This is a genomic window from Colwellia sp. MB3u-55 (assembly GCF_014076785.1).
In the GTDB taxonomy this organism is placed as follows: domain Bacteria; phylum Pseudomonadota; class Gammaproteobacteria; order Enterobacterales; family Alteromonadaceae; genus Colwellia_A.
On the sequence record NZ_JACGUS010000068.1, the window covers coordinates 1 to 23,559 of the forward strand.

General features: G+C 39.5%; 22 protein-coding genes. 20 read left to right on the top strand and 2 right to left on the bottom strand.

What is annotated here, in order from left to right; all coding sequences use genetic code 11:
* The coding region (gene rne, locus H4J66_RS01955) for a ribonuclease E (RefSeq protein WP_182169886.1) at positions 1-2,478 on the bottom strand (2,478 nt) is incomplete at its 3' end.
* 614 nt (positions 2,479-3,092) lie between these two features.
* Between rne and rluC the strand changes: the two genes are divergently transcribed.
* Positions 3,093-4,040, top strand: coding sequence for a 23S rRNA pseudouridine(955/2504/2580) synthase RluC (gene rluC, locus H4J66_RS01960; protein ID WP_070376494.1), 948 nt, complete (start codon positions 3,093-3,095; stop codon positions 4,038-4,040).
* Between the two features lie 114 nt (positions 4,041-4,154).
* A complete protein-coding gene (locus H4J66_RS01965; protein ID WP_182169888.1) occupies positions 4,155-4,820 on the top strand; it encodes an HAD-IA family hydrolase in 666 nt (221 codons plus the stop codon).
* 107 nt (positions 4,821-4,927) lie between these two features.
* On the opposite strand, the gene H4J66_RS01970 is transcribed toward H4J66_RS01965, so the two are convergent.
* The gene (locus H4J66_RS01970) at positions 4,928-5,539 is read right to left on the bottom strand and encodes a nucleoside triphosphate pyrophosphatase (protein ID WP_182169890.1); all 612 of its coding nucleotides are present in this window, start codon (positions 5,537-5,539) and stop codon (positions 4,928-4,930) included.
* A 119-nt stretch (positions 5,540-5,658) separates the two neighbouring features.
* Here H4J66_RS01970 and yceD point away from each other — a divergent pair, with 119 nt between their 5' ends.
* The 18 genes from yceD to acnD all read left to right on the top strand — a co-directional run bounded on the left by yceD (position 5,659) and on the right by acnD (position 23,370).
* Positions 5,659-6,171, top strand: a complete 513-nt coding sequence (gene yceD / locus H4J66_RS01975) for a 23S rRNA accumulation protein YceD (RefSeq protein WP_182169892.1) — start codon at positions 5,659-5,661, stop codon at positions 6,169-6,171.
* A 47-nt stretch (positions 6,172-6,218) separates the two neighbouring features.
* Positions 6,219-6,389, top strand: a complete 171-nt coding sequence (gene rpmF / locus H4J66_RS01980) for a 50S ribosomal protein L32 (protein WP_070376498.1) — start codon at positions 6,219-6,221, stop codon at positions 6,387-6,389.
* Between the two features lie 40 nt (positions 6,390-6,429).
* Entirely contained in the window at positions 6,430-7,431 is a 1,002-nt protein-coding gene (gene plsX / locus H4J66_RS01985; RefSeq protein WP_404842806.1) for a phosphate acyltransferase PlsX, read from the top strand.
* 121 nt (positions 7,432-7,552) lie between these two features.
* Positions 7,553-8,488: an ACP S-malonyltransferase gene (gene fabD, locus H4J66_RS01990; protein ID WP_182169894.1), complete on the top strand. Its 936-nt coding sequence runs from the start codon at positions 7,553-7,555 to the stop codon at positions 8,486-8,488.
* Positions 8,489-8,496: 8 nt separating this feature from the next.
* Complete coding sequence (fabG, locus tag H4J66_RS01995) at positions 8,497-9,231, top strand: 3-oxoacyl-ACP reductase FabG (protein ID WP_070376500.1); 735 nt, start codon at positions 8,497-8,499, stop codon at positions 9,229-9,231.
* Positions 9,232-9,391: 160 nt separating this feature from the next.
* Positions 9,392-9,625 carry an acyl carrier protein gene (acpP, locus tag H4J66_RS02000; protein ID WP_070376501.1) on the top strand — a complete coding sequence of 78 codons (234 nt, stop codon included), beginning with the start codon at positions 9,392-9,394 and terminating at the stop codon, positions 9,623-9,625.
* A 463-nt stretch (positions 9,626-10,088) separates the two neighbouring features.
* Positions 10,089-11,327 (top strand): beta-ketoacyl-ACP synthase II, encoded by a 1,239-nt coding sequence (fabF, locus tag H4J66_RS02005; RefSeq protein ID WP_182170302.1) that lies wholly within the window; start codon positions 10,089-10,091, stop codon positions 11,325-11,327.
* Positions 11,328-11,420: 93 nt separating this feature from the next.
* A complete protein-coding gene (gene pabC, locus H4J66_RS02010) occupies positions 11,421-12,242 on the top strand; it encodes an aminodeoxychorismate lyase (protein WP_182169895.1) in 822 nt (273 codons plus the stop codon).
* Between the two features lie 2 nt (positions 12,243-12,244).
* On the top strand, positions 12,245-13,243 hold the full coding sequence (gene mltG / locus H4J66_RS02015; RefSeq protein WP_182169896.1) for an endolytic transglycosylase MltG: 999 nt from the start codon (positions 12,245-12,247) through the stop codon (positions 13,241-13,243).
* Positions 13,244-13,264: 21 nt separating this feature from the next.
* Positions 13,265-13,894: a dTMP kinase gene (gene tmk / locus H4J66_RS02020; protein ID WP_182169898.1), complete on the top strand. Its 630-nt coding sequence runs from the start codon at positions 13,265-13,267 to the stop codon at positions 13,892-13,894.
* Between the two features lie 28 nt (positions 13,895-13,922).
* Positions 13,923-14,834 (top strand): DNA polymerase III subunit delta', encoded by a 912-nt coding sequence (locus H4J66_RS02025; protein WP_182169900.1) that lies wholly within the window; start codon positions 13,923-13,925, stop codon positions 14,832-14,834.
* Between the two features lie 136 nt (positions 14,835-14,970).
* Positions 14,971-15,297: a PilZ domain-containing protein gene (locus tag H4J66_RS02030; RefSeq protein WP_182169902.1), complete on the top strand. Its 327-nt coding sequence runs from the start codon at positions 14,971-14,973 to the stop codon at positions 15,295-15,297.
* A 38-nt stretch (positions 15,298-15,335) separates the two neighbouring features.
* Positions 15,336-16,106 (top strand): TatD family hydrolase, encoded by a 771-nt coding sequence (locus H4J66_RS02035; RefSeq protein WP_182169905.1) that lies wholly within the window; start codon positions 15,336-15,338, stop codon positions 16,104-16,106.
* Between the two features lie 377 nt (positions 16,107-16,483).
* Positions 16,484-17,713, top strand: a complete 1,230-nt coding sequence (locus H4J66_RS02040; RefSeq protein WP_182170305.1) for a nucleoside recognition domain-containing protein — start codon at positions 16,484-16,486, stop codon at positions 17,711-17,713.
* Positions 17,714-17,866: 153 nt separating this feature from the next.
* Entirely contained in the window at positions 17,867-18,559 is a 693-nt protein-coding gene (locus H4J66_RS02045) for a GntR family transcriptional regulator (protein ID WP_182169907.1), read from the top strand.
* 72 nt (positions 18,560-18,631) lie between these two features.
* On the top strand, positions 18,632-19,522 hold the full coding sequence (gene prpB, locus H4J66_RS02050; protein WP_182169910.1) for a methylisocitrate lyase: 891 nt from the start codon (positions 18,632-18,634) through the stop codon (positions 19,520-19,522).
* A 78-nt stretch (positions 19,523-19,600) separates the two neighbouring features.
* A complete protein-coding gene (gene prpC, locus H4J66_RS02055) occupies positions 19,601-20,740 on the top strand; it encodes a 2-methylcitrate synthase (RefSeq protein WP_182169913.1) in 1,140 nt (379 codons plus the stop codon).
* A gap of 5 nt (positions 20,741-20,745) precedes the next feature.
* Positions 20,746-23,370, top strand: coding sequence for a Fe/S-dependent 2-methylisocitrate dehydratase AcnD (gene acnD / locus H4J66_RS02060; RefSeq protein ID WP_182169916.1), 2,625 nt, complete (start codon positions 20,746-20,748; stop codon positions 23,368-23,370).
* Positions 23,371-23,559: the final 189 nt, after the last annotated feature.

Sequence of the window (23,559 nt, forward strand, 5' to 3'; positions counted from 1 at the left end):
TTCAACAACAGGCGTTTCAACAACAGGCGTTTCAACAACAGGCGTTTCAGCAACAGGTGTTTGAACTACTGGTGCTTCAACTACAGGCGTTTCAGGATATCTTGCTTCAACAGGGTCTTCACTAACTTCAGTTGTTACTGCTGCTGCGTTAACATCAACAGCCTGATTTTCAGCAGGTTGACGACGTCGTTGTCCATTAGAGCGTAAATGTCTAGGTGAACGACGGTTTCTAGGACGTTGTTCATCACTAGTTTTAGTCTCACTAAGCTCTGGCTGTGCAGCGTCGGCTTGTGTAGCTACTGTTTCAACGGTTACCGCTTCATCGATAGTCGCGACTACTTGAGCCTTTTCTTCTGCGGCTATTTTGCTTAACGCAGCGTTATTAACAACCGTTGAGTTTTCATCAACAATACGTACTTTTTTACTGTTGTTACGACGTTGACGACGTACTGTAGTTTTTTCTTCTTTAGGCTTAGTATTACGCTCTACTGGCGCTTTACGAGGCTGTTTATTCGGCTTGTTATCTTTATTTTCATTAATGTTGTCTTTATTGTCATTAATGACTGGCTTGATATCAGCACGATCTTCATTTTGAGTATCATTACGTTTGTCGTTACGATTAGCATTTCTGTTATCGTTGCGGTTTTCGTTACGATTATTATTGTTACGACGTTGACCTTGACGACCACGTTGCGGACGACGTTCACTGTTGTTGCTTTCAGGTTTCTTTGCAGGTTCAACAACTTTAGGTGCAACTTCCTCTTCGGCAGCGAAGAGTGATTTACCCCACTTAATTAAACCATCAAATAAGCCCGCAGATTCTTTAACTGGAGCGACAGGCGCTACAGGTTTTACTGCGGTTAACGGTGCTGATTGCTTAGGTGAAGACATGCCTTGTAATGCTGGCTCGTCACGTTTAGCGGCTTGCTTATCGAATTTAGGCATTACAGCTTCTTCAACTGAAGCTTCAGTAATGGTTCTTTCGTAGCTTGCTTCTTCAACACTTTCGTCAGTTCTTACTCTAATGACTTCATATTGTGGTGTGTCCATATGAGGATTAGGAATAATAAGAATATTAACGCCGTGATGTTTTTCGATATGAAATACTGAACGACGCTTTTCATTCAAAAGGTAAGTCGCTACAGGTACAGGCACTTGAGCTTGTACATGTTGCGTATTTTCTTTAATGGCTTCTTCTTCCATTAAACGCAAAATAGACAAGGCCAATGATTCAACACTACGTACGTGTCCAGTACCATTACAACGAGGACAAACGCCTTGGCTAGTTTCACCGATAGAAGGGCGTAAACGTTGACGCGACATTTCTAATAAACCAAAACGAGAAATTCGACCTAATTGAATACGAGCTCTATCTTGTTTTACAGCATCACGCATGCGATTTTCAACTTCACGTTGATGACGCACAGGTGTCATGTCAATAAAATCAATAACGACTAAACCACCCAAATCACGTAAACGTAATTGACGAGCAACTTCTTCAGCAGCTTCTAAGTTAGTGTTAAATGCTGTCTCTTCTATATCACTACCTTTAGTTGCGCGGGCAGAGTTAACATCGATCGATGTCATCGCTTCAGTTGGGTCAATAACAATTGAGCCACCAGAAGGAAGTCTTACTTCACGCTGAAACGCAGATTCGATTTGTGTTTCAATTTGGTAATGAGTAAATAGGGGAACATCGTTCGTGTAGAGTTTTATTTTACTTAAAAAATCAGGACGAACCACTTCTATATGTTTTTTAACACTTTCGAATGTTTTCGGGCGATCAATTAATACTTCACCGATATCGCGGCGTAAATAGTCACGAATAGCACGAAGGATAACGTTAGTTTCTTGGTGGATCAGAAAGGGAGCAGGTTTAGTTTCTGCCGCTTCTGAAATGGCTTTCCAATGGTGTAAAAGAACGTTTAAATCCCAGTCTAATTCTTCATAGTCTTTACCTACACCAGCAGTGCGAACAATTAAGCCCATGCCTTTAGGTAATTCTAATTTGTTTAAAGAGGTTTTTAAATCTGTGCGTTCATCGCCTTCAATGCGACGAGAAATACCACCAGCACGAGGATTATTTGGCATTAATACCAAGTAACTACCGGCTAAACTGATAAAAGTCGTTAGCGCTGCGCCTTTCTGGCCGCGTTCTTCTTTATCAATTTGAACTATAACTTCTTGGCCTTCGCGCAAGACTTCTTTGATATTAGGACGACCCTGAAAGGTATAACCTTTAGGGAAATATTCGCGTGCGATTTCTTTCATCGGTAGGAAACCATGACGTTCGGCGCCATAGTCAACAAATGCAGCTTCTAGAGACGGCTCTATACGCGTAATTTTTGCTTTATAAATATTTGATTTCTTTTGTTGATGACCAGGACTTTCGATATCTAAATCATAAAGTTGTTGACCATCGACAAGTGCTACACGTAACTCTTCCGATTGTGTAGCGTTAATTAACATACGTTTCATAGTTTTAGTGACTCATTTTAGTCACAACACTATAAGCTTCGAACACAAAGCAATTTATCGCTATGGTAACAGCAATTTGTCAGCCTCTCGGGTGTCATATTACAGCGCCATAGTGCGCTGTAAGCTGTTATTTAATCTGATTGTACCCTCAGGTGATATTCACCCAAGAAAAATTGTTTCTTCATGCGCGCAGCAAATTGTGCTGTGCTCGATATTATCAAATTGATATTTGTTGAGCAGTTTGAAATTCGGCGTTTTGGCTTACTATTCGGTTTGTTGCTCGATGGAAATTTATCTAATTTGGTTTATATCATTACAAAATAGCTTTCGTTGCGCGGGACTAAAATGTTTATGCCGTTTTTTGACTTGTTATTCAGGTCAATTCTTGCAATAGGCCGTTCGGTTAATGTGTCGTCGATAATAATTTATCGTGATAACGCACATTAATGTGGCCGCATTTTGCCTCTTACGTTTCGCTAAAAGCTTCTATTTTTTACCTTATTGTCTTAAATAAACAATAACGCCAAGATTATCCCACTTAATTGAGGCAAAAGGCAATTAAATCGCTGAGTTAATTACGCTAAAATGAAAATATATATGTTAAACTCGCTTTTATGAATGAAAATACAAAACCCCAAGTTCGATTTTATACAATCGATAGCGAAGACGCTGGTCAAAGAATAGATAACTTTTTATTAAAAACCTTAAAAGGTGTGCCGAAAAGCATGATTTATCGCCTATTAAGAAAAGGCGAGATAAGGGCTAATAAAAAACGGACTAAACCAGAATACAAAATACAAGATGAGGATCTGATTCGTGTTGCGCCCATTCGTATTTCTGAAAATACTAATGAAGTGTCTACTAAGTTAAATATTGTCGCTAATTTAGAAAAACAAATATTGTTCGAAGATGACCGTTTAATTGTTATTAACAAACCTTCCGGCATGGCAGTTCATGGTGGTAGTGGTTTAAGTTTTGGTTTAATTGAAGCCATGCGAGCTTTACGCCCCGACGCAAGAATGCTTGAACTTGTTCATCGACTCGATAGAGATACTTCAGGCTGTTTAGTTATTGCTAAAAAACGTTCAGCTTTACGTCACTTACATGAGCAGTTGCGTAATAAAACGGTGCAGAAATTTTATCATGCCTTAGTGAAGGGGCAATGGTCGACTAAATTAACCCGTGTAACGGAAGGCTTGAAAAAGAATGATTTAAAATCGGGTGAACGTGTCGTTGTTGTCGATAACATTAATGGTAAAGAATCAGAAACGCGTTTTAAAGTGTTAAAAAACTTTGAAAATGCCACACTCATTCGCGCCTTTCCTGTTACGGGTCGTACTCACCAAATTCGTGTGCATTGTCAAATTAAAGGTCACCCTATCGCTTGTGATTCAAAATATGGCTATGAAAACTTTGATGAAGACATGAGAAAACTAGGACTTAAGCGCTTATTTTTACATGCGGCTAGTATCGAGTTTACCCATCCAAGTACCGATGAAAGAATTAAAATAGAAGCACCGTTAGAGCATTCGTTACAAAATTTACTAACAAAACTAAAGTAATTCCCCCGGCGTGATACTAAAGTAAATTTAGCTTCACGCCGTTATCTTGGTTATACAAGCTAAACACTTATGAGCAAATAAGACCTCAATTATTAAATGACCAAAAGAGAAAATATGCACAACTATAAATTAGTGATTTTTGACTGGGACGGCACCTTAATGGACTCTGTCGATCGTATTGTTTTCTCAATGCAAGCCACGGCTGTTGCATTATCACTTGCACCACCTGCTTATCATCAAGCGAAACAAATTATTGGTTTAAGTTTACCTAAAGCGATTGCAACATTATTTCCTGAGGCTAATGAAGAGCAGGTACAATTATTAACGGCACAATATAAGCATCAATATGTTGAAGTAAATACTACGCCAACCCCTTTATTTGATCATGCGCTTGAATTATTAGTAAATTTAACAAATGAAGATAAAATTTTAGCGGTTGCGACAGGAAAAGCACGAGCAGGTTTACAACGTGTTTGGTTAGCGAGTGATACCGAGCACTTTTTCCATGCCTCTCGATGTGCCGATGAAAGTATTTCTAAACCTGATCCAGATATGATCAATAGTTTGTTAAAAGAATTAAAGATTGAAAAGCATCAAGCGGTGATGATAGGTGATACTTCTTTTGACCTTGAAATGGCGCAAAGAGCAGGGGTTGATAGTATTGGAGTAACTTATGGTGTCCACGATGAAAAAGTGCTGTCAACGTATCAACCAAAGGCGATTGTTGGCTCATTGGCTGAACTACATCAATTATTGTTAAATAGGGCGGTTAAGGGGTAATACCTGTCGCTATTGTCATTAACTGTTTGTTATTTGATTGCTTAGTCAAATAGCAAACGTTGCTGCCGGCAACTAAGCTAAATTAATTCGGCTATTACACACACCGATTAAACGACGGATGCTATTGCTGTTTTTTGCTCTTGTAACACATCTAACCCCTGGGCTTTAAGTAAACTAATCAGTCTAATTAACGGTAAACCTATTAGAGTATTAGGATCATCCCCCTCAAGCTTTTCAAATAAGCAAATACCTAGTCCTTCACTTTTAAAACTCCCTGCGCAGTTATAAGGCACTTCTGCATGTAAATAGGCAGTAATTTCTTGTGCAGAGAGTTCTTTAAAGTGTACGGTGAATAAATCAACCAACGAGAGGCTTCTTCCTGTTGAACTGTCGAACACACATAAACCCGTATGAAACTCTACCGCTTTGCCACTAAAACTGCTCAGTTGTTTAAAGCCATTTTCAAAATTGTGCGGTTTACCTAATATCTTTCCTGCAGACAAAGCCACTTGATCTGAACCAATAATCAGCGCATTCGGAAATTGACTGGCAACTGCCTTTGCTTTTTCTACGGCTAAACGTTCCACAAGTTCAATGGCTGTTTCGTTAATTAATGGTGTTTCATTGACATTAGGTTTTGCACAATCAAAAGCTAAATTTAACTTTTCTAAAATAATTTTTCGAAAAGGTGATGTAGAAGCTAAAACTAAAGTTTTCACAGGAATTACTCAAAATATAAACAGTTATACAATAATATGTGGGCTTTCTTTAATTTTTAAAGAAAAATTGTTATTTTTCTTTTGACAGCAGGGGGCAAGCACATTAATATGCGCGCCTTATGCAAAATCTTAAACTCCCGATAATGATAAACCCCCGAAAGAGCGCCCAACGCAGGTTGGTGTGTGACGGCTTCTTTGAAGTGTCGGGGATGAATAGATTGCTTGAAGTGTGTACTCCATGCAATGAGCAGATGCAGGTTAATGTTAATTTTGATGTGGACGATCTCGGCTTGAATGTCATATCAGGAACAGGATCCGTATCAGTAGCATTAATTTGTCAGCGTTGTACTGAACCATTGATAATAGATTTGGATGTAGAGTTTACTCTAAGTCCTGCTAAAGATGATGAAGCCGCTGAAGCATTGCCGTCATATTATGACGCAATAGAATTAGATGAAAATGGTGAAGTTAACCTGCTAGAATTAGTGGAAGAAGAGTTATTACTCGCAATTCCGTTAATTGCAATGCATGAGCCCAGTCAGTGTCAGGCATCAGTTGACAGTGTATGGGGCGAATTGCCTGAAGAGCTTGAGAAACCAAACCCATTTGATATATTACAGAAATTTAAATAAACAACTTATTTAATTAATAACGATTAACCGATTTTTAGGAGTAGCTAATGGCAGTTCAAAAGAGCAAAAAGTCTCGTTCAAGACGTGGCATGCGCCGTTCACATGACGCAGTAACAACAGAAAACTTATCAGTAGATCCAGTATCTGGTGAAACACACCGTCGTCATCATGTAACAGCTGATGGCTTTTACAAAGGTGTTCAAGTAATCAACAAGTAAGCTGATTGCTTTGAAAAATCTAACCATAGCGTTAGATGTTATGGGGGGCGATAAAGGCCCCCTTATAACAATTCCTGCTGCCATCTTAGCAGTGAAAAACATTCCAGAACTTCATCTTATTCTTTGCGGTGATGTCGATATTATTAACGCTGAATTATCCAAATGCCAGTGTGCTAACCATCCCCAATTGACCATCTTTCCAACCACTGAAATAGTGGCAATGGACGATAAACCTATTGTTGCTTTGCGTAACAAAAAAAATTCTTCAATGCGAAAGTCTCTTGATCTTGTTCATGAAAAAAAAGCACAAGCCTGTGTAAGTGCTGGCAATACCGGTGCACTTTTTTCAATGGCCCATTTCGTTTTGAAAACACTCGTTGGTGTTGAACGTCCAGCATTAATTTCTTCTCTTCCTACCCATGATGAAAACAAACATGTTTTTATGCTCGACTTAGGTGCAAATGTTTTTTGTGACTCTAATGTTTTGTACCAGTTTGCTGTTATGGGCTCTGTTATGGCAGAGCAGGTCGATGGCATTAAGTCGCCACGTATAGCCTTGTTGAATATGGGTGAAGAAGAAATGAAGGGCAGTGACCATATAAAACAAACCGCAGCAAAATTAGCGCAAAACAGTGATATTAATTATATCGGCTTTGTCGAAGGTAATGATATTTTCACGAACAAAGCAGATGTGATTGTTTGTGATGGGTTTGTCGGTAATGTTGCGCTGAAAACCTGTGAAGGTGTTGCTCGTTTAGTCTACCAAAAAATGAATACTGTGTTGTCTCGCAACATTTTTACCCGAATTGTTGGACGTTTATTGTCCTCAACGTTAAAAAAACTCTTTAAACCCCTGAACCCCGACCAGTATAACGGCGCAAGTCTGATAGGATTACGCGGTATTGTGGTCAAGAGTCACGGTGATGCCAGTTCAAAAGCTTTTTATATGGCGATATTAGAGGCGATAAAAGAAATTGAACGTCAAGTGCCAGAAAAAATAAAAGACAAACTTGAAAATGGTTTTGCTTGTGGTCGCAAATAAATTATTAGTATTGAGTTAACATAAAGCGTATTTAAAGCATTATCTTTTTATCAAGAAAATAATCCATTAAGTATCATCAATACACCTTTAATTAAAACACAAATAAACATTAGGTAATAAAATGCAAAATAATTTAGCGTTTGTTTTTCCCGGTCAAGGTTCACAAACTGTCGGTATGTTAGCTGATTTTGCTGACAATGAAGTCGTACAAAATACTTTTTCAGAAGCGTCTGCTGCTTTAGGTTATAACCTTTGGCAATTAGTTGCGCAGGGTCCCGTAGAAAAGCTCAATCAAACAAACTTTACCCAACCGGCACTATTAACCGCCAGTGTTGCATTATGGCGTTTATGGTCATCACAGTCTGATTGTAAACCGGCAATGTTAGCGGGTCACAGTTTAGGGGAATATTCGGCATTAGTTTGTGCGGGTGTTATCTCTTTAACAGAAGGTGTAAAGTTAGTTGAGAAACGTGGCGAATTTATGCAGGCCTCTGTACCTGAGGGCGTTGGCGCTATGGCTGCTATTATTGGTCTAGATGATCAAGCGATTATTGATGCCTGTGAAAAAGCACAAGATAACGAGGTGGTTGCGGCTGTTAATTTTAACTCGCCAGGACAAGTCGTTATTGCCGGTCATAAAGCTGCGGTAGAACGTGCCGGTGTCTTATGTAAAGAAGCGGGCGCAAAACGTGTGCTACCTTTACCGGTAAGCGTGCCATCGCATTGCGCATTGATGAAAGATGCCGCTGACAAGCTCGCGGAAGCATTTAATAATATCACTTTTAATACACCAGAAATTCCCGTGGTAAATAATGTTGATGTTGTTGCAGAAACAGATGTTGAAGCAATAAAATTAGCCTTGATAAAGCAGTTGTACAGTCCTGTACGTTGGACAGAAACGATAGAGCTACTCGCAAAAAACGGTGTTTCATTCGTTGTAGAAGCTGGCCCAGGTAAAGTGTTACTAGGGTTAATTAAACGTATCGACAAAACAATCACCAGTGTTTCAGTTAATGATCAAGCATCATTAACTGAAGCATTAGAAACAATTAGATAGGGTAAATTATGTTTTCTTTTGAAGGAAAAGTCGTCTTAGTTACTGGCGCAAGTCGCGGTATCGGCAAAGCCATTGCAAGCCAATTTAAAGCTTTAGGTGCAACGGTATTAGGTACAGCAACATCTGCACATGGCGCTGATAACATTAGCGAATATCTAGGCGAAGGCCATGGTTTAGTGCTTAACGTTACTGACAATGATTCTATTGCCGCTATGTTTGTAGCGATCAAAGAGAATCATGGTGGCATTGATATATTAGTCAATAATGCGGGTATTACGCGTGACAATTTATTTATGCGAATGAAAGATGATGAATGGCAAGATATTATTGATACTAATCTTTCATCTGTGTTTAAAATCAGTAAAGCGGTTATTCGCGCTATGATGAAAAAACGCAATGGTCGCATTATTAATATTGGCTCAGTAGTAGGCACTATGGGCAATGCAGGGCAAGTAAACTATGCAACCGCAAAAGCTGGATTGATTGGTTTTACAAAATCATTAGCGCGTGAGGTTGCATCTCGTGGCATAACTGTTAATACTGTGTCGCCGGGATTTATCGATACCGATATGACACAAACCTTAACAGATGAGCAAAAAGAAGGTATTTTTTCTCAAGTACCGGCAAATCGCTTAGGTAAGCCAGAAGAAATTGCTAACGCAGTTGTTTTTCTAGCTTCCGATGGTGCAGCATATATTACTGGCGAAACATTGCATGTAAACGGCGGTATGTATATGGTTTAATTAGTTGGCTTAATATTATTGAACCAACAAATTGAACAAATTTAGAGCAGTCAACAGGTTAGACCAGACGAAAATTAAAATTAGAAGCTTGCAAGCTAGGCTGTTGACGAATAAACTACACACAATTACGAAAAATTATATTTTCTAGAAAGGAAAAAAAATGAGTACTATTGAAGAACGCGTAAGAAAAATTACAGTTGAACAATTAGGTGTAAGTGAAGAAGAAGTTAAAATCAGCTCTTCTTTTGTTGACGACCTAGGTGCTGACTCTTTAGACACTGTTGAATTAGTCATGGCGTTAGAAGAAGAATTTGATACTGAAATTCCAGATGAAGAAGCTGAAAAAATCACAACTGTGCAAGCAGCTGTTGATTACGTTACTGCTAACCAATAATTACAACGTTAATTATTAGTTTTTAGTTACTGGTTTCCAAGCCAGGCTTTTAAATGAGAATTTAAAGTACACATTCAGGCGGTTTTTACCGCCTGTTTTTTTATCTCCGATTCATACTCGTACCACTTCAAGATGTAGGTCTCAGCAGTCGATAAAGAGTAAGCAGCACAGGTTATACATTCCGTACATAACCCAAGTACTTATATCTGTATGGGCAAAACATTGATTGAAGAGAATAGTTATTCTATTGTTGAAATCAATAACGTTGCAGATAAGCTATAAAGCGAGCTCAGCGTTGCAATACTTGGTAAGGGAATAACGATTATCCTCGTATCGCGCCTTGAACTGATTTCCTAGCTTAATTCTGAAACTGCATCTTGAAGTGGATCGGGTATATATTGTTACTTTCTCAATATGAGAATATAACGATTTCTTTTTCCTTATAAACTCTTAGCGGAGGCACATAGTCATGAGACGCGTTGTTGTTACCGGTCTTGGTATGTTGAGCCCTTTGGGCAACTGTCCTGAATCTACTTGGCAAAATTTATTGCTGGGTAAAAGTGGCATTAGTAATATTGAACATTTTGATACCTCTGTATACACCACTAAGTTTGCAGGTTTAATTAAAAACTTTAATGCAGAAGATTATATTGCACGAAAAGAAGCCAAGAAAATGGATCTTTTTATTCAATATGGTGTTGCCGCGGGTATGCAGGCTTTTAAAGACTCAGGTCTTGAAGTTGATGATGTAAACACCCATAGAATTGGTGTTGCTGTTGGTGCTGGTATTGGTGGCCTAGGATTAATTGAAGAAAATGTTGAGAAAATGCTTAATGCAGGTCCTCGCAAATTATCACCATTTTTTGTGCCTTCTACTATTATAAATATGATTTCTGGTCACTTGTCGATGATGCACGGCTTAAGAGGTCCTAACATTTCTATTGCAACGGCTTGTACAAGTGGTGTGCATAATATTGGTCATGCGGCTCGTATGATATCCTATGGCGATGCTGACGCTATGTTAGCCGGTGGAGCTGAGAAAGCTTCAACACGAACGGGTATTGGCGGTTTTGGTGCTGCACGAGCGTTATCAACGCGCAATGATTCACCAGAGCAAGCTTCACGTCCTTGGGACAAAGACCGCGACGGTTTTGTACTAGGTGATGGCGCAGGTGTTTTAGTGCTTGAAGAATTTGAACATGCAAAAGCGCGTGGTGCAAAAATTTATGCTGAGCTGGTTGGTTTTGGTATGAGTGCTGATGCTTACCATATGACCTCGCCACCGGCCAATGGCGAAGGTGGTGCGCGCGCGATGATTAATGCGATTAATGATGCAAAAGTTGACCAAAGTAAAATTGGTTATATTAACGCTCATGGTACATCAACACCCGCAGGCGATATTGCCGAAACCAACGCAGTAAAATCGGTATTTGGTGACAATGCTTATAAACTTATGATGGGCTCTACAAAGTCAATGACCGGTCATTTGTTGGGCGCAGCAGGTGCGATTGAAACTATTTTTACGGTGCAAGCCTTAATGAATAATGTGGTACCACCAACAATAAATTTAGATAATCCCAGCGAAGGTTGTGATTTAGATTATATTGCTCATACAGCACGTGATGCCAATTTAGAATATGCTTTATGTAATTCTTTTGGCTTTGGTGGCACGAACGGTTCATTAATCTTTAAAAAAGTTTAAGCGCAATAACCGAGAAATATCATCAACTAAACCTTGCAGTTAATTGTTTAAGCCTGAATACTAGTCATCAGTATTCAGGCTTTTCTATTTCTAATGAAACCCAATATGTATTATCAAAGTGTTAATGGTCAAGTAGAGCAACACCCTTCAATCAATAACCGTGGCTTAGCTTATGGTGACGGCGTTTTTACTACTGCGAAAGTGCTTGATGGTAAAGTTGAACGATTAGCGTCTCACATTGAACGATTAACCATGAGCTGTAAAACGCTCAATATTCCCTTGCCAGATATGAACAAAGTCATTATTGAATTAATGGCTGTAGCAGAGCGTTATACTTTGTCTGTAACAAAAGTGATTATAACGGCAGGTGATGGTGGGCGAGGATATTCTCGACAAGGCTGCCAAACAAGTAACGTTATTATTACTTTTCACCCTTTTCCAGAGCATTATGCAAACATGCAACAACAAGGTCTTCACTTGGGCGTATCTTCATTAAAGTTAGGTATTAGCCCTTTACTCTCAGGGATAAAACACCTTAATCGTCTTGAGCAGGTGCTTGTTCGCCAGGAAGTTGATAACCGAGCAGAAGATGATTTATTAGTACTAAATTATTTTGATGATATTGTTGAAGCAAGTGCGGCGAATGTCTTTTGGCTGAAAAATAATGTTTGGTACACACCAAAATTAAAAGAGTCAGGTGTCGAAGGGTTAATGCGTAATCATATCTTACAGACTACGGGTAATTATTGTAAAATTGAGGTCGTTAACGTAAAACTTGCCGCGCTTATTAATATCCAAGCGATGTTTATTTGCAACAGTGTTATGGGTATTATGCCGGTTAGACAATTTCAACATCAAAAATTAGCATTAATGCCTTGTCGTGATATGGCTAATTTTATTGAGGATATTAGCTAAAAATGAAAAAAATTAAGATAATATTTGCTGTGTCGTTTTTCACCGTGGTGATGTTAAGCGCCTCTTTAGTTGCCTATGCCTTTTATCAAATGAAACAGCCGCTCAATATTTCATCCACCCAACTATTAACCATTAAAGACGGTACCTCGTTTAGTCGCTTTTCAGAACAACTGATCAAAAAGGGCTGGCTCAATACGCGTTTTTGGATACGTAATTATGTTCGGCTTAAGCCCGAGTATGCGAATATAAAAGCGGGCACTTATCAAATTAATAAAGACGTTTCTGTCGAGGATTTGTTGGCGCAATTAGTTGCCGGTAAAGAGCATCAATTTACTGTGACTTTTATTGAAGGAACAACCTTTAAGGAATGGTTAGTGCAGTTGAGTGAAACAGATAACCTAGTGCACACGCTTCAGCAAACTTCGGTGGCTGACATCGCGAGTAAACTCAATATTGAACACGTTAATCCCGAAGGGCTGTTCTACCCAGAAACTTACGCGTTTACTGCCGGTACTACCGATATAGAATTGTTAAAACGTGCTCAACAACAAATGTCCGTTGAATTAAATCTAGCGTGGCAAAATCGCGCCGAACCTTTACCTTATAAAAATAAGTATCAAGCGTTGATCATGGCATCAATAATTGAGAAAGAAAGTGGCAAAAATGCCGAGCATGGCATTATTTCATCGGTATTTTTTAACCGTTTAAACAAAAAGATGCGCCTACAAACTGACCCAACCGTTATTTACGGTTTAGGTGAACGTTACCAAGGAGACATCAAATATCGTCACTTGCGCGAGAAAACACCGTATAATACTTACCGAATTAATGGTTTGCCACCTACACCTATCGCTATGCCTGGTAAAAGTGCCATACATGCCGCGTTAAACCCATTAACAACAGATTATTTATATTTTGTCAGTAATGGCAAAGGTCAGCATATCTTTTCAACTAATTTAAAAGATCATAATGCGGCAGTAAAAAAATATCAGTTGAACTAAAAATTGCATAAGAAGTAAAAAATGAATAAAGGTCAATTTATTGTCATTGAAGGTATTGAAGGAGCAGGAAAATCTTCAGCTATTTCAGTGGTTAAAAAAATACTCACCGAGCATGGTATTGATTTTATTAATACTCGAGAGCCAGGAGGCACTCCTTTAGCGGAGTCATTGCGCGATATCGTGAAATCTGCCGATCACCAAGAAATATTGACACAAGAAACTGAATTATTATTGATGTACGCTAGCCGCAGTCAGCTAATGGCGAATCGAATTCTTCCGGCATTAGAAAAAGGTCAATGGGTCATCGGTGACCGCCATGATTTAAGCTCAAGGGCTTATCAAGGGGGTGGCAGGCAATTTAACGATGAACTTATGGACACAATTGCCCAAGTGACCTTAAAAGGCTTTAAGCCGCAGTTAACACTCTATTTAGATATATCTCCTGAGCTAGGTTTAGCAAGAGCGCAAGCTCGAGGGGCATTGGATCGTATCGAATTAGAAAAAATAGAATTCTTTCATCGTGTCCGTAATAAGTATCTTGAAATTGCGTTAGCCGATGAAACGATTAAAATTATTGATGCCAGTGCGCCTATGCCTGTTGTACATAATAATATTCGATTAGCGGTAAACGAATTTTTAAAAAGCTATTAATGACTATCACCGTTAGCAGGAAACACTAATGCACAGTTGGTTAGAGCAACAGCAACTTTTGTTATCAAAGCAAATAACGCAAATAAAATTACCGCATGCCATCTTGATCAATGGTGTCGAAGGCGCGGGTAAAAGTGATCTTTCGCTGTGGCTTATTCAGGTTTTGTCTTGTACTAAACCCCAAAACTCGCAGGGTATTATCTTACCGTGTAACGTCTGTAAGGCGTGCTTACTGCATAAAAGTCATACTTACCCAGACCATTTGCTTATTGAAAGTGGCGGAAAAAGTATTGGTGTTGATCAAGTGAGACAAGCGAGTCGTTTTTTCGAAAAAACAGCGCAAATAGGTCATTGTAAAACGACATTAATAACCGCAGCACATCATATGACAATCTCTGCGGCCAATGCCTTATTGAAAACTCTTGAAGAACCTAATGCTAATAACTATATTGTTTTATTAACCTCTGAAGTTGAAACGTTATTACCGACCATTATTAGTCGTTGTTATGTGATTGATATTCGGCCGCCGGTTGGTGAAAAATTATTAGCTGAGCTTAAGCAATCTGGTAGCGACCCTTTTGTTAACTTGAGTCACTTAAAAGAACTCTCTGACAGTTTTGTTAATGACCAATACCAACATTTTGAGAGCTGTTTCTTTACTTTTTTGCAAAATAAAACTATTAAACGTAGTGAAATATTAAGTTTACTGGTTGATAACACCAATAGCGTTCGTTGGTTAGAAAAAGTCATGGTTAAGTTGATGCGCCAACAATATAATTGGTTAAAAGGCGACATTATCTTGAATGAGCAGGTAATTTGGTCAATATATCAATTAGTTTTATCTGCTATTAAACAACTTAAATTGTTAATACAAGCAAACAAACAATTCATCTTTGAAAAGCTACTGGTTGACATAACAGCCGTTATAGAAGAAAAATAGAAAAATAAGTGCATGCGAATAGCAAGCAATACTAGCTCAATTCATCTTTGAAAAGCTACTCGTTGACATAACAGCAGTTACCGAAGAAAAATAAGATTATAATAACTAACTCATAAGATAAATTTGAGGAATAACGATGAAACAATTTAGCTTAGAATTTTTATCTGACAGAGAATTATATCAATACTATATGCCCTTTGTTAAAAATGGAGGGCTATTTGTCCGCAGTCAGGAACAGGTTAATCTGGGCGATGAAGTAACACTTGAAGTCACCTTGCCTGACGCCTTAGAGCCATCAAGTGTTGTAGGTAAAGTATGCTGGTTAACGCCAATAGGCGCTCAAAATGGTACACCAGCGGGTATTGGTGTGAGTTTTGAAGAAGATAATGACAATGTGCGTAATCAAATTGAAAAGTTGATAGGGCGCCTATTGAGCTCTTCAGAGCCAACATTGTCAATGTAGAATTTTGTTTTAATTAAAAAATTATTGGAGAAAGTTGTTTGTTTATAGATTCACATTGCCACTTAGATAGGCTGGATTTAACCGAGTTTGATGGCGAGTTAGACAATGTTTTAAAAGCCGCCGCCGCCGCTCAAGTAGACGAGATTTTGTGTGTTAGCGTAACCTTAGCAGAATTTCCTAGCATGGTAGAAAAAACGGCTAAATATGATAATGTTTGGTTGTCGTGTGGCGCTCACCCACTAAATCAAGATGATTTAATCGACCAAGAAGAGCTTGCCCGTTTATCACAAACCGACAAAGTTATTGCGATTGGTGAAACTGGCTTAGACTATTTTTATGCACCTGAAACTAAAGCGGTGCAACTCGATTCTTTTCGCAAACATGTCCGTGTTGCGAATCAATTAAATAAACCGCTAATTATTCATACTCGTGATGCTCAGCAAGATACCTTAGATATTCTTCGTGAAGAAAATGCCGCAAATGTTGGTGGTATTTTACATTGCTTTACCGAAACTTGGGATATGGCAAAGCAAGCGATTGACCTTGGTTTTTATATTTCATTTTCTGGTATCGTTACCTTTAAAAATGCCAGTGAATTACGTGAAGTTGCTAAACTTGTCCCCGATGATCGATTTTTAATTGAAACAGATGCACCTTACTTAGCGCCAGTTCCTCACAGAGGAAAGCAAAATCAACCCGCTTATGTAGTCGATGTTGCTAAATTTTTAGCCAGCGTTCGTGGTCAGTCAGTTGAAACGATAGCCGAGCTTTCAACGGCAAATTTCAAACGACTTTTTAAGCTAAAATAAAGGCAAAAAAGTGCCCGAAACTATTGCTAGCTCGGGCCCAAGGGAATGGCTCGTAAAGCATGAGCCGTGCGCTAATAAACACTATTTACATCGATAAAAATCAGTAAAATAAAAATTAAAAATCGCGAGCAATTGATTGATATTTACACTGTGTGATTAATTGTAGTGTAAACTTTTTTAAAAGCTAATTTAAATTTAATTTATTATAAGTTACTGATAAATAGTATTTGTTTTGTTGTCTTGTATTTTATGGCTAATACCCACACCGCTAGTGTGCCGTTATTTCTCTCCACCTGTCTACAAGCCTATTTGACTGTAATTACTGCGGCTAATATGTCATGATAATTTCATTATCTATGACTAATAAGATTATCTTTGTGTTAAATCGTTTGTGGATCAGTTTCTTTTTTATTGCTTTTGGCTCGGCGCTTTATCAATGGTTTTTTCTTGATAATCTTTTAATCTTTGAAGAACTCGTGCAAGCGATTTTTTCAATGTCAAAAGTAACCGTTGATATTGCGATTGGCTTAATTGGTATTTTAAGCTTTTGGTTGGGCATGATGAAAATTGCTGAAAACGCCGGTTTAATGGATAAGCTTGCGCGCGCTATTTCGCCGTTATTCACCCGTTTAATGCCAGGCGTCCCTAAAGGTCATCCGGCTATTGCTTCAATGACGATGAATTTATCGGCTAACTTTTTGGGTTTAGACAATGCAGCAACGCCGCTTGGTTTAAAGGCCATGCAAGATCTTCAGCAATTAAATCCCCAAAAAGATACCGCGACCAATGCACAAATATTATTCCTGGTTTTAAATACCTCAAGCGTTACACTTTTTCCCGTTGCTGTGTTTGTTTATCGCGCTCAGCAGGGAGCTGCTAGCCCTACCGATGTTTTTGTCCCTATTATACTGGCAACGTTTGCTTCAACTTTCGCTGGTTTATTAGCGGTAGCCACAGTGCAAAAAATTAAGCTGTATAACTCAATTATTTTACTCTATTTATCTGCAGCGATTGCTTTAGTAGGAGGTTTAGTGGTGTATTTCTCGATGCTGACCTCACAAGCACTTGCCGAACAGTCGTCATTTTTAGGCAATTTTTTAATTTTTTCGACCTTAATTATTTTTATCTTGGCAGCAGTTCGAAAAAAGGTCGATGTCTACGACAGCTTTATAGAAGGGGCTAAAGAAGGTTTCGATACCAGTATTAAACTTATTCCTTATTTATTGGCGATGTTGGTCGCTATTGGCGTCTTTCGTGCCAGTGGCGCATTAACACTAATTGTCGACAGTTTTAGGGAGTTAGTGATGATTTTAGGGTTTGACACCCGCTTTGTTGATGCGATGCCTACCGCGTTAATGCAACCGTTAAGTGGCTCTGGTGCCAGAGCTATGATGATTGAAACGATGAAAACCCATGGTGCCGATTCTTTTGCCGGTCGATTAGCATCAATTTTTCAAGGATCAACAGAAACAACTTTTTATGTACTAGCCGTTTATTTTGGCTCTGTGGGTATTCGATATAGTCGACATGCCATTGCCTGTGGCTTACTTGCTGATTTAGCTGGGATTACTGCAGCAATAGCGGTTTGCTATTGGTTTTTTGGTTAATTCCCTCAGCGCCTACACCTAATTCAATAACTAAATTGTCGACAATTATACTTTGGTCTACTTGACTTTTAAGCTGTGTGCTTTAGTATGATTTTTAAAATCGGTAAATGTCGACAATTACCTCGTTAAGACAATTATGGCGCTAGCATACTTATGGCATTAGACAATCCAACCTTACAAGAACCAGTGACCACTGCAGACAAAGTTTTTTATGCCATACTTCATGCGATTGTTGATGGAAAAATAGCAGCAGGCAGCAAAATTAGTGAGCCCGGGTTAGCTAAGCAATATGAAATCAGTCGCTCTACTTTGCGAGAAGCCCTCAATCGTTTAGAAAAATGTCATTTAATTGAGCGTAAAGCCAATGTTGGCTCAAGAGTTGTTGATTGCACCATCGAAGGCTTATTAGAAATATACGTGGTTCGTGAAGCGCTTGAAGGCATGGCTTGTCGAGAAGCGGCAATTAATATGAGCGATGATGAAATAGCCGAAATGCAAGATATGCTCGCTCAACACGCCAACTCACAAGACCTTATCGATGGTGTTGCTTATTATCAAGAAGAGGGCGACTTAGACTTTCACTATAAAGTGATTTTAGGTAGCCATAATCAACAATTAATCAATATTCTTTGCGGGCAGCTTTACCACTTAGTGCGTATGTACCGTATTCAATTTGGCATGCATAGCCCACGCGCAACCCGTGCCTTTGAAGAACATTCACATATTATCCAAGCGATTTGTGACCGAGATGGCGAACTTGCTGAAATTTTGATGAGACGTCATATTGCCGCATCAAGAAAAAATATCGAAAAGAAAATAGCGCTACAAAATAGCGCAACACAATAAATAAAAGTAAAGCTGACAAGTGGCTTTAACAAATAGCACAACAATTATTTAACAAAACTAAGAGGAAACCCTATGTCTACGCAACTTTCACCTGGCGCTAAATTCCGTCAAGCACTAGTAAACAATAAACCTTTACAAGTAGTGGGTACTATCAACGCTTATTGCGCGATGATGGCTGAGCAATTAGGTCACCAAGCGATTTACCTTTCAGGTGGTGGTGTTGCCAATGCTTCATATGGTTTACCAGATTTAGGTATGACCTCTTTAAATGATGTTATTGCTGACGTTCAACGTATTACTGCTGCTTCAAGTTTACCTTTGTTGGTTGATATAGATACCGGTTGGGGTGGTGCATTTAACATCGCTAAAACTATTCGCGATATGGAAAAAGCAGGGGCAGCCGCGGTTCATCTTGAAGACCAAGTGGCGCAGAAACGTTGTGGACATCGTCCAAATAAAGAAATTGTTTCAACTCAAGAAATGGTTGACCGTATTAAAGCCGCTGTAGATGCGCGTATTGATAAAGACTTCTTTATCATGGCTCGTACTGATGCTTTTGCTCAAGAAGGCTTAGCAGCAGCACTTGAAAGAGCTAAAGCTTATGTTGCCGCGGGGGCTGATGGTATTTTTGCCGAAGCAGTTAAAACAGAAGAACATTATCGCGCTTTTACCGAAGCGTTAGATGTGCCAGTGCTCGCTAATATTACCGAATTTGGCCAAACTGAATTATGGAACAAAGCGCAACTAGGTGAGTGGGGTTGTGCGATGGTACTTTACCCATTATCAGCATTTCGTGCGATGAATAAAGCGGCTGAGTCGGTTTACAAAACCTTACTTGATGATGGTGACCAAAAAGCTGAAATAGACAATATGCAAACGCGTATGGATTTATACGATTACTTGGGGTACCACGACTACGAGCAAAAGCTTGATGCTTTGTTCACAGAAGGCAAAAATAAGTAACAGATATTATAATAAAATAAAACTAAGTTAGCAGCGATACAAGCGACTAACCCAACAAAAGAATATGAGGAAAATAGTATGTCAGATGTAAAAGTAGCAGATAAAAAAATTGGTGGTGCAGGCTTACGTGGTCAAAGTGCGGGTGAAACTTCGCTTTGTACCGTTGGTGAGTCAGGCTCAGGTTTAACCTATTGTGGTTATGATATTGCTGATTTAGCTGAAAACAGTACCTTTGAAGAAGTTGCTTATTTACTCTTCCATGGCGAACTCCCTAATGAAAAAGAACTCGCCACTTATAAAGCTGAGTTGTTTGCCATGCGCGACTTACCGCAAGCATTAAAAGCGGTATTAAAACTTATTCCAAAAGAAACTCATCCAATGGATGTTATGCGCACCGGTTGTTCATTCTTAGGTAATTTAGAGCCAGAAAATGATTTTAGCGAGCAAAACCAAGCCGCCAATCGCTTATTAGCCGCATTTCCTGCCATTATGTGTTACTGGTATAAATTCTCTCATGACGGTGTAGAAATTGACTGTACCTCAACCGAAGACTCTTTAGGCGGACATTTCTTGCGCTTACTCAATGGTGAAAGCCCATCAGCACAGCATCAACGTGTTATGGACGTATCATTAATTTTATATGCAGAACATGAGTTTAATGCTTCAACCTTCACGGCGCGTGTATGTGCTTCAACTTTGTCTGATATGTTTTCATGTGTTACCGGCGCTATTGGCACATTACGTGGTCCACTTCATGGTGGTGCTAACGAAGCCGCAATGGATATGATTGAATCATTCTCATCGCCAAGCGACGCTAAAGAAAAAATGGCGGGTATGCTTGAACGTAAAGAAAAAATTATGGGCTTTGGTCACGCAATTTACCGTACTTCAGACCCACGTAATGTCATTATTAAAGCATGGTCTGAAAAGTTAGCGGCTGAAAATGGTGATACCTCACTTTACGATATTTCAGTGGCCTGTGAAGAATTCATGTGGGATACCAAAAAATTATTCTGTAACGCTGATTTTTTCCATGCTTCAACGTACAGCTACATGGGTATTCCCACTAAATTGTTTACCCCTATTTTTGTCTGTTCACGCGTAACAGGTTGGTCTGCTCACATTATGGAGCAACGTTCAAATAACCGTATTATTCGTCCAAGTGCTGACTACAAAGGCGCTAAGCCGAGAACGGTTCCACCTATCAGCGAAAGGTAATGACTATGAATTATGAACATCGCAAACCGTTGCCCGGTTATAAAATTGGCGGCATCAATATAGATTATTTTGATACTCGAGGGGCGGTTGAAGCAATAAGCGCCGGTAGTTACGCAAAACTACCTTATACCTCACGCGTATTAGCGGAACAATTGGTACGCCGTTGTTCACCTGAAACTTTAATAGATTCACTTAAGCAATTAATTGAGCGTAAGCAAGATCTTGATTTTCCATGGTATCCGGCACGTGTTGTTTGTCATGATATTTTAGGTCAAACGGCTTTGGTTGATTTAGCGGGACTGCGTGATGCGATTGCTGAGCAAGGTGGTGATCCTTCAAAAGTAAACCCGGTTGTGCCAACGCAATTAATTGTTGATCATTCTGTTGCTGTTGAACATGCTGGTTTTGAAAGTGATGCGTTTGAGAAAAATCGTGCCATTGAAGACCGCCGCAACGAAGACCGTTTCCATTTTATTGAATGGACCAAAACAGCGTTTAAAAATGTTGATGTTATTCCTGCGGGTAATGGCATTATGCACCAAATCAATTTGGAAAAAATGTCACCGGTTATTCAACTACGTGACGGTGTTGCTTTTCCTGATACTTGTGTTGGCACCGACAGCCATACCCCGCATATCGATTGCTTGGGTGTTATAGCTATTGGTGTCGGTGGTTTAGAAGCAGAAACCGTCATGTTAGGTCGCCCGTCGATGATGCGCTTACCTGATATTATTGGCGTAAAACTGGTAGGTAAACGCCAACCGGGTATTACGGCTACTGATTTGGTTTTAGCCATTACTGAATTTTTGCGTAATCAAAAAGTGGTATCAAGTTACTTAGAATTCTTTGGTGAAGGCACCAAAGGCTTAACTATAGGCGACCGCGCTACTATTTCGAACATGACACCTGAATATGGCGCTTCAGCAGGAATGTTTTATATTGATCAACAAACCATTGATTATTTAAAACTGACCGGCCGTGAGCCAGAGCAAGTTGAACTGGTAGAAACCTATGCTAAACATACCGGTTTATGGGCTGATGACTTAGCTGACGTTGAATATGACCGCGTTATCGAGTTTGATTTATCATCAGTTGGTCGTAATATGGCTGGCCCGTCTAATCCGCACAGTCGTTTACCGACCAGCGAATTGTCGTCAAAAGGCATAGCGAAAGACCTTGATGCCTGTAAAGCACAAGAAAAAGCCGGAGAGATGCCAGATGGTGCGGTTATTATTGCCGCTATAACCAGTTGTACTAATACCTCGAACCCTCGCAACGTTGTGGCGGCAGGCTTAGTGGCTAAACGCGCTAACGAGCTTGGCTTATTGCGCAAACCTTGGGTTAAATCATCTTTTGCACCAGGTTCAAAAGTCGCGAAACTTTATTTAGAAGAAGCCGGTTTATTATCTGAAATGGAAAAAATGGGTTTTGGTATTGTCGGTTACGCTTGTACAACTTGTAACGGCATGTCGGGCGCGTTAGATCCAAAAATTCAACAAGAAATTATCGACCGTGATCTTTATTCAACGGCGGTTTTATCGGGTAATCGTAACTTTGACGGACGTATTCATCCGTATGCTAAACAAGCCTTTTTAGCTTCACCACCGTTAGTCGTTGCTTATGCTATTGCCGGTACGATGCGTTTCGATATTGAAAAAGATGTACTCGGACAAGATCAACAAGGTAATGATATTACCTTAAAAGATATTTGGCCAACTGACGAAGCCATAGATGCTATAGTTGCCAGCTGTGTTAAGCCAGAGCAGTTCAAGAAAATTTATACGCCGATGTTTGATTTAGGCGCTTTTGAGCCGGCTGAATCTCCGCTTTATGATTGGCGAGAAATGAGCACTTACATTCGTCGTCCACCTTATTGGGAAGGCGCCTTAGCGGGTGAACGTACCATGAAAGGTATGCGTCCGTTAGCGGTTTTAGGTGACAACATCACCACAGATCATTTATCACCCTCAAATGCTATTCAACTCGATAGTGCTGCAGGTGCTTATTTAGATAAAATGGGCTTACCCGAAGTCGACTTTAACTCTTATGCAACGCATCGCGGCGATCATTTAACCGCGCAACGAGCAACTTTTGCTAACCCTAAATTGTTAAATGAAATGTGTCGTGATGACAAGGGTGACATTAAACAAGGTTCACTGGCGCGTATAGAGCCAGAGGGCACTGAGTCGCGTATGTGGGAAGCGATTGAAACCTACATGGAGCGCAAACAACCGTTAATTATCATTGCTGGCGCTGACTATGGTCAAGGTTCATCACGTGATTGGGCGGCTAAAGGTGTTCGTTTAGCTGGGGTTGAGGTGATCGTTGCCGAAGGTTTTGAGCGTATTCATCGTACTAACTTAGTAGGCATGGGCGTTTTACCTTTGCAATTTGTTAATAACGAAACACGTCATACCTACAATATTGATGGTACCGAAACGTTTGATGTTGCAGGTAACGGTGAAATGTCACCGGGCGCTGAAATGAACGTGTTAATGACCCGTACCAACGGCGAATTATTAACGATACCAGTTAAGTGTCGTTTAGATACCGCCGAAGAAGTGTCAGTTTACAATGCGGGTGGCGTATTGCAAAAGTTTGCGAATGACTTCTTGGCGTCTAATAAATAATTGATTTTTAATGTTTTATCTTGGTTTGAAATGCTCATTGACCTTAGTCAACTGCGCGTTGGCCTTGATAAAACACGTCTTATAAAAATCAACTCGGTGTAATTTTAATTAAAGCAGCAATTTAGGTAACTAATTTGCTGCTTTTTATTAGTAAAAAAATCGCAAAGCAAAAAGCTTTTTAGTAAGGAT

Coding starts and splice junctions, on each gene's coding strand:
- rluC (WP_070376494.1), top strand. CDS start 3,093: ATGAATGAAAATACAAAACCCCAAGTTCGATTTTATACAATCGATAGC.
- H4J66_RS01965 (WP_182169888.1), top strand. CDS start 4,155: ATGCACAACTATAAATTAGTGATTTTTGACTGGGACGGCACCTTAATG.
- yceD (WP_182169892.1), top strand. CDS start 5,659: ATGCAAAATCTTAAACTCCCGATAATGATAAACCCCCGAAAGAGCGCC.
- rpmF (WP_070376498.1), top strand. CDS start 6,219: ATGGCAGTTCAAAAGAGCAAAAAGTCTCGTTCAAGACGTGGCATGCGC.
- plsX (WP_404842806.1), top strand. CDS start 6,430: ATGGGGGGCGATAAAGGCCCCCTTATAACAATTCCTGCTGCCATCTTA.
- fabD (WP_182169894.1), top strand. CDS start 7,553: ATGCAAAATAATTTAGCGTTTGTTTTTCCCGGTCAAGGTTCACAAACT.
- fabG (WP_070376500.1), top strand. CDS start 8,497: ATGTTTTCTTTTGAAGGAAAAGTCGTCTTAGTTACTGGCGCAAGTCGC.
- acpP (WP_070376501.1), top strand. CDS start 9,392: ATGAGTACTATTGAAGAACGCGTAAGAAAAATTACAGTTGAACAATTA.
- pabC (WP_182169895.1), top strand. CDS start 11,421: ATGAAACCCAATATGTATTATCAAAGTGTTAATGGTCAAGTAGAGCAA.
- mltG (WP_182169896.1), top strand. CDS start 12,245: ATGAAAAAAATTAAGATAATATTTGCTGTGTCGTTTTTCACCGTGGTG.
- tmk (WP_182169898.1), top strand. CDS start 13,265: ATGAATAAAGGTCAATTTATTGTCATTGAAGGTATTGAAGGAGCAGGA.
- H4J66_RS02025 (WP_182169900.1), top strand. CDS start 13,923: ATGCACAGTTGGTTAGAGCAACAGCAACTTTTGTTATCAAAGCAAATA.
- H4J66_RS02030 (WP_182169902.1), top strand. CDS start 14,971: ATGAAACAATTTAGCTTAGAATTTTTATCTGACAGAGAATTATATCAA.
- H4J66_RS02045 (WP_182169907.1), top strand. CDS start 17,867: ATGGCATTAGACAATCCAACCTTACAAGAACCAGTGACCACTGCAGAC.
- prpB (WP_182169910.1), top strand. CDS start 18,632: ATGTCTACGCAACTTTCACCTGGCGCTAAATTCCGTCAAGCACTAGTA.
- prpC (WP_182169913.1), top strand. CDS start 19,601: ATGTCAGATGTAAAAGTAGCAGATAAAAAAATTGGTGGTGCAGGCTTA.
- acnD (WP_182169916.1), top strand. CDS start 20,746: ATGAATTATGAACATCGCAAACCGTTGCCCGGTTATAAAATTGGCGGC.